Annotated in this window: 4 protein-coding genes; all 4 read left to right on the top strand. The window is 48.2% G+C overall.

What is annotated here, in order from left to right:
- The first annotated feature begins 342 nt into the window (after positions 1-342).
- Complete coding sequence (locus JIN82_RS06380; RefSeq protein WP_200310799.1) at positions 343-1,308, top strand: hypothetical protein; 966 nt, start codon at positions 343-345, stop codon at positions 1,306-1,308.
- A gap of 55 nt (positions 1,309-1,363) precedes the next feature.
- Positions 1,364-2,680: a hypothetical protein gene (locus JIN82_RS06375; RefSeq protein WP_200310798.1), complete on the top strand. Its 1,317-nt coding sequence runs from the start codon at positions 1,364-1,366 to the stop codon at positions 2,678-2,680.
- A 73-nt stretch (positions 2,681-2,753) separates the two neighbouring features.
- Positions 2,754-5,429 (top strand): valine--tRNA ligase, encoded by a 2,676-nt coding sequence (locus tag JIN82_RS06370; protein WP_200310797.1) that lies wholly within the window; start codon positions 2,754-2,756, stop codon positions 5,427-5,429.
- 103 nt (positions 5,430-5,532) lie between these two features.
- Positions 5,533-6,663 (top strand): DUF4332 domain-containing protein, encoded by a 1,131-nt coding sequence (locus JIN82_RS06365; protein ID WP_200310796.1) that lies wholly within the window; start codon positions 5,533-5,535, stop codon positions 6,661-6,663.
- The last annotated feature ends 13 nt before the right edge of the window (positions 6,664-6,676 follow it).

Here is a 6,676-nt window from a genome sequence, read left to right as displayed (position 1 = left end):
TGCCAGGTTTATATGCCCTTACTAAGTGAAAGCTTAGTAAGGGCTTTTTTGTGCCCGCGACCCGCTGCGCGGGAGTGATCAGTGGGAATAAGTGAGCAGTGAGCAGTGAGCAGTACAAGTACGGCCTGCGGCCTGAAAGTACGGGCTGCGCCCTAAGGTACGCTGCGCTGCAGGTACAAGGTTCGCTCGCAAGCTCGCTAAGGTACGGGCTGCGCCCTAAAGTTCGCTGCGCTGCAGGTGGAAGGTGCTCTCGTTTTTTTGGGGGAATGTTTTATTGGTTAGGTTTTCATGTTAGTTAATGATCTAGACATGTGACTAGCTTCATTAGATAAGCTAACTTTCATGGTGAAAAATATTTTTCTGTGTGTGTTGTTGTCGATGAGCTTGCCTCTGACGGCTAAGGATTTGCCGGATTTACCTAAGGGGATATCTACCTGGAATTATACGCCGCCTAAGAATCTGAAACAACATGTGCGCGACTTCAATGAAGAGGCAGCGGATCATTTGCAGTTTAAGTATTTTTTCCCCTATACTGGCTCGGTGACGGCTGATCCTAAGAGTCGTGAGGTTTCCGTTTATTATAATAGCGACAATTCTAGAGCCTGTAGAAGTGCGATGCCATCGGGGACCTTGATCATGCCTATTGTGGATGGTCGGGCAGATAAGAAGGAGTTTAGCAACTGGACTGACGACGAGTATAAGGATGCTGCAAAGGAAGTAGCTAAGGCTATTCTGAGAGACCGTAGCGCAGCGGGTGTGCAGATTGATATTGAGCCTTTTGATGAAAGCCATTTGCCGTTTTACAAGCATCTGACGGAGATGCTGAATGATCGTGGCAAAGTGAGCACATTATTTGTTGGGGCGAAGCCTAAGCCCTTGATGTTGGAGATTTTTAAATCGTGCAATATCGTTATTCTATCAGGCTATGATAGTAGTGGTGAAAATCCTGGACCAAAGAAATTTGAAAAACGCTTAAACCAGATCGTGAAGTTATGTCAGACCTGTGCGGAGGAAACTGGAAAGCATTATATGGTGGGGATCCCAGCGTCAGCAGCTTGGGGTGAGTATGAATATATTGTCAAAAAAGGTGGTAAGGGCCGCAAAGACACTGGTCATAAACAGTCTGACTATATGAAGGCGGCGATTAAAGTTTTAGCGCCTTATAAGTCATCAAAGCAGTATTTAGGCGCGGCTTTATGGAGCATGGGTGATCTCGCTCAGGAGGATGAGCCTGAGAAGGTAAAAAAGACAACTTACTTCCCTAACTACATCCGTCCGGATATCTGGGAGTTGCTGAAAAATTATTAATCTTTTGGGAGTGTATGGCAGCAGTGGCTGCTAGTCTTAGCTGGTTATTATCGTCATGTTCAAGTTAGTAAAGGGATTAGCAGAGCGTAAAGGCTATGAGCACTTACGCAAAAAGGGGGCGGTTTGCCCTATGTGTTCGTGGTCGTTAGCCTTGCCAGCTGTAATGCCTGACGAAATCGTGTGCTGTGCCTGTGGCTGGAGCGGCGGCATGATGGATTTGATCTTTCTTGAGCCTGATTCAGCCAATCGGATTTATGAAAAACCTGCTAAGTCAAAGATCATTGAGAGCAAGGATGATGGTTCATGTAGCTGGCTACTACCGGCTACTAAGAAGATCAATTTTATGTTGGTCTTGTCTGTCGTATTGTTAGTTTTTGTAGGGGCGTTCACGGCTTTTGCAGTCATCGTTGAAACCGAGTCAGTCTCTTATAAGATAACGACCTTGTCATTCACTATTCCGTTTTGGTTAGGTGGCATCGCTATTGGCTATTTTGGGCTGAAGTCTATGTTGATGGAATCCATTGTCGTAGTTGATAGAGAGCGAGTGATTTTATTACAGAAGCTATTTGGGAAATCTAAACAGACTGTGTTAGCTAGAGAGCTGGTTACAAGGGTGGATACCTACGAGGCTTATCGGGAGAATGATAGTCTTGTGTATGGGGTGAAGGTGACGACAGCTGGAAAAGAGGGTCTCGAGTTTGGTTCTCGTTTGTCACGCGATGAAGTTTTCTGGTTATGTGCACAGCTCGAACAGGCTCTGGATTTGCCAGTTGGGCGTCAGCTAGATCACGGGGAAGATGTCGTCGCAGCTAGTGGAGCTAGCGATTTCAGTCAGCTAGCTGAGATCAAAGAAAAGAACCTCACTTTGACCCGAGTTGGGCACGATGGTTTTCGCATTAAGCGCAAACATAGCTGCAGTTTCCAGCTAGCTATGGCAGGAATGATTCCTCTGCTAGGGATAGGGTTTTTGTTATACTATGATATTCTTATATTCAGCTCTATGAGGGAACCGGGAGTGTTCTCTGTGATCTCTAGCGTGTTCGATGTGCTCTTTGTAGTGTTTAGTGTTTTACTGGCGGCTGCATTCTTCTTTGCTGCGAATTATTTCTCTGGTCGTGTGAAGGTGTATGAATTTACTTCAGCTGAGTTGAGGTTTCGCGAAAGCAAACGCGATCAATTGGGCAAAGAAGTATGTTATCAGCGGGATATTTTCACCAAGGTTGAGGTGCTGAATTCGGGCCGTGTGAATAACAAGCCACGCTATCGCGTTCGGCTGAAGGGCAAAAAACACCTAGATGTGGTTAGTTTTGAGAAAAAGGAAGTAGCTGGCCAGCTGGCTGACTGGTTGCGCCTGTGGCTGGCAGCTAGCTAGGCAGGCGTTTGATGGTAGGCGATTGCAAGATTATTGGCTTGAGTGGGGCGGCTGGCTTTGGCACACATGCGCCATGTCTGAACTGCCCAAAGCTTATGAGCCACAGGATGTGGAGAAGAAGTGGTATGCTTCTTGGAATGACGCGGGATGCTTCCGCGCTGACGAGAACTCTTCGAAGGAAGGTTACTCGATTGTAATTCCGCCACCGAATGTGACGGGGATTTTGCACCTTGGCCATGTGCTGAATAACAGCATTCAAGATATTCTAGCTCGCCGCGCCCGCCAGAAGGGTAAGGAAGTTTTGTGGCTGCCTGGTACTGACCACGCTGGCATTGCGACACAAACAAAAGTGGAGCGCCAGCTGCGCGAAAACGAACACATGACGCGGCGCGACCTAGGCCGTGAGAAGTTTCTCGAGCGTGTTTGGGATTGGAAAGAAGAGCACGGTGGCATCATTATCAAGCAGCTAAAGCGCCTTGGCTGTTCGTGTGACTGGGATCGCGAGCGCTTCACCATGGACGCTGAGTACAGCGAGTGGGTAGCTAAGGTTTTCACCGATTTATTTAACCAAGGTCTCATCTATCGTGGCAAGCGCATGGTAAACTGGTGTCCAGTTTCACTAACGGCTCTGTCTGACGAAGAGGTGATCATGAAGCCGCAGAACTCAAAACTCTACTTCATGCGCTACGAGCTGGTAGATGCACCGGGTGAGTATTTAGAAATTTCCACCACACGTCCTGAGACGCTGATGGGTGATACAGCAGTAGCGGTGAATCCTAAAGACGAGCGCTATGGCAAGTATGTTGGACGTAAAGTTAGACGCCCATTCCCGCCAGCTGAAATTGAGATCATTGCCGACGACCACGTTGATGTGGAGTTTGGTACAGGCGCGCTGAAAATCACGCCAGCTCACGATAAAAACGACTTTGAAATCGGCCAGCGTCACGGTCTGGAAATCATCGACATCATGCACCCTGACGGCACCATCAACTGCCCAGAGGTTCCAGAGTTAGATAATCTTGATAGATTTGTAGCACGCAGAAAAGCTGCCGCTAAGCTGGAAGAGATGGGCTTACTCATCAAGGTAGAGGAATACGAAAACAGCGTAGGCTACTCTGAACGTGCCGACGTTGTCATCGAGCCTCGCATCTCCATGCAGTGGTTCCTGAAATACCCAGCTGTGCCAGAAGCGACTGAAGCTGTAGCTAACGGAGACATTTCTTTCCGCCCAGAGCGCTGGCGTAAAACTTATGCTAACTGGATGGAGAATATCCAGGATTGGTGCATCAGCCGCCAGCTGTGGTGGGGTCACCAGATTCCAGTTTGGTACCGTAAGGAAAAGGCAACTGAGCTGCAAGAAGCTGAGTCGCTAGACATGAACGACCTGCAGCACGGCGACATCTACGTAGGTACAGTGCCTCCAACAGATGAAGACAACTGGGTGCGTGATGAAGACGTCATGGACACGTGGTTCAGCTCATGGCTGTGGCCATTTGCGACCATGAACGAGCAAGAGCGCTCCAAGTTCTACCCAACAGCTGACTTGGTTACAGGTCCAGATATCATTTTCTTCTGGGTGGCTCGCATGATCATGGCTGGCTATCAGTTTACTGAGGAGCTCCCATTCAAGAACGTCTACTTCACCGCGATCATCCGCGATGCTCAGGGACGTAAGATGAGCAAGTCATTAGGGAATTCACCTGATCCAATCGATCTGATGGACAAATACGGTGCTGATGGCCTGCGCTTTGGTCTGATGCGTATTGCACCTGTTGGATCTGATATTTGCTTCGAAGAAGACTCCGTAGCTGAAGGACGTAACTTTGCTAACAAGCTATATAACGCCTGTCGCTTCCGCCAGATGAACTCAGATGCGAGGCTGGAAATTCCAGCTAGCTGGGAAGGCATTGAGTTGCCAGCTACTCACCTAGACATCCTCGCTAAGCTAGATGGTCTATTTGTTAGCTTGGAGAAATCATACGCTAACTACCGCTTTAACGAAGTCTGTCAGCAGCTCTATGAGTTCTTCTGGACAGAATACTGTGATAAGTTCCTCGAAGCGGTGAAGGGCGATTTCCGCTCTGAAGATCCAGCTGTGAAAGAGCTGACGCTGAAGGTGATGGACACCGTGATGAGCCGCTACCTGCAGTGCTTGCACCCGTTCATGCCACACATCACGGAAGAGCTTTCACTCCGTCTTGGCTTCCTAGCTGATGATGAGTTTGTGATGCAGAAAGAGCTTCCAACAGAGCCAGTGCTAGCTGGTGTGGACGCCGCTGATATCGCTGAAGCCCAACGCGTAGCTGCAGCTGTTTATCAAGCAGCGGCACGTTTGCGTAACCTGAAAGCTGAATACAAGCTAGCTAACAGCCGCGACGTAAAGTTTGTTCTCAAGCCAGCTGGCGAGTGGGTGACTTCGCAAATTGACACTCTAGCGGTTCTCGCTGGAGCCAAAGAAGTTAGCATTGATGTGGATTACGCGCCTGAGCGAGGCACACCTGCTGCGGTGACAGATATTGGTGAAGCCTACATGCCGCTAGATGGTTTGATTGACGTTGATGCTGAGAAGAAGCGCCTCAGCGACGAGATTGCTAAAGTTGAAAAAGACCTGCAGAAATGCCAAGGCATGCTCAATAACAAAAACTTCGTTGACCGTGCGCCAGAAGCTGTAGTGGCTGTTGAGCGTGAACGTCTAGCTGAGTTGCAGGCTAAAGTTGCTCAGTTCAACGAAATGTTAGCGGCTTTATAGTAGCTCTCAATATTGATCGATTTATCCACCTAGGTGATGCAATAGGCTTGTATCATCTAGGTGGTTTGTCATATTTATGGGGCAGATTTACAATTGAGCCAATATGCTAAACTTCCAAGACCTTTCCGAAATTACGAACGAGCAGATCGATCTGCTAGAAGCGGTTGGCTATACTCGTGCAGATGAGCTCTACGAGGTGAGTGCAAGCAGTCTGTTGGCTGAGATGAAAAAGGCCAACGCGCTGTTGGGAGTTTGTGAGGAATTGCCAAAGGAAAAGGTCGTTAGGAAATGGGTGGAAGCCGCTCGTGACGAGCATGGTATCAGCGAAGAACTGCAAGCAGATGTTGTGCAGAGTGAAGTTGATGAATTGCAGACTAGCTACGAGGATAAGTCAGACATTGTTCAGTTAGTGATGGATGCGCCAATGGCGGAGGCAATTCCAGCCGGTGTATTAAAACAACAAGGAGCCAGCCTAGATGACATTCCCGAAGGGATCGTTTTGGTTGAGCATGATCACGACCACCATATTAGTGACGAAGTTCAAGAGCTGATAGATAAACGCCGTGCTGAGCGTGCAGCTAAAGAGAAGAAGGCTCTGGCTAAAAAGGAGCAGGCGAAGAAGAAGCAAAGCAAAAAGATCAAGAAGAAGCACAAGGTTAAGTTAGACGAGCCTGTCGTCGAAGAGCCTACCTCTGAACAAGAGGAAGCGAAGCCAGTAGTACTTAATAAAGAGGTTATCCAAAACTTTGATGACGTTAGAGAAAACCGTCGTCGCGTTGAGCCACTGCAAGCCGCTGAGGCGGGTACTTCCGTGCAAACAAGTGCAAAAGTCAATGAAGGGGTAGATAGAGGATCTCGACGTTATGTACGAGGCGTTCTTCACCCAGCAGCAGGACAGTTTTATTTTGCTTCATTGGTTATCATTGGACTTCAGCTATCCTTTCTTGGCAGCTTATGCATGATCCCCGTTTACTTTTTTGATCGCGAAGCATTGTGGCCACTTTGGATCATTGGCTCGCTTATCTTGTTTGCCATTCTGTGGCTGTTCTCGGCACCAAAAGCTCGTTGCCAAGTATGCCGTCAGCGCCAATACACACCTAAGAAATGTTTTCGCCACAAGAAGGCGCATCATGTTTCAGGTATTGGCTACATGTTGCCAACGGCTCTACACGCGCTGTTATTTCATTGGTTCCGTTGTATTTTCTGCGGAACCTCACTGCGCTTGAAAAAATAGTTAGCCAGAGCTG

This window comes from Persicirhabdus sediminis (assembly GCF_016595495.1).
GTDB lineage: Bacteria > Verrucomicrobiota > Verrucomicrobiia > Verrucomicrobiales > Akkermansiaceae > Persicirhabdus > Persicirhabdus sediminis.
This window is presented reverse-complemented; position numbering and strand designations above follow the sequence as displayed.

Bases quoted from the DNA above. Each gene is read 5' to 3' on its own strand.
- JIN82_RS06380 (WP_200310799.1), top strand. From the start codon at position 343: ATGGTGAAAAATATTTTTCTGTGTGTGTTGTTGTCGATGAGCTTGCCT.
- JIN82_RS06375 (WP_200310798.1), top strand. From the start codon at position 1,364: ATGTTCAAGTTAGTAAAGGGATTAGCAGAGCGTAAAGGCTATGAGCAC.
- JIN82_RS06370 (WP_200310797.1), top strand. From the start codon at position 2,754: ATGTCTGAACTGCCCAAAGCTTATGAGCCACAGGATGTGGAGAAGAAG.
- JIN82_RS06365 (WP_200310796.1), top strand. From the start codon at position 5,533: ATGCTAAACTTCCAAGACCTTTCCGAAATTACGAACGAGCAGATCGAT.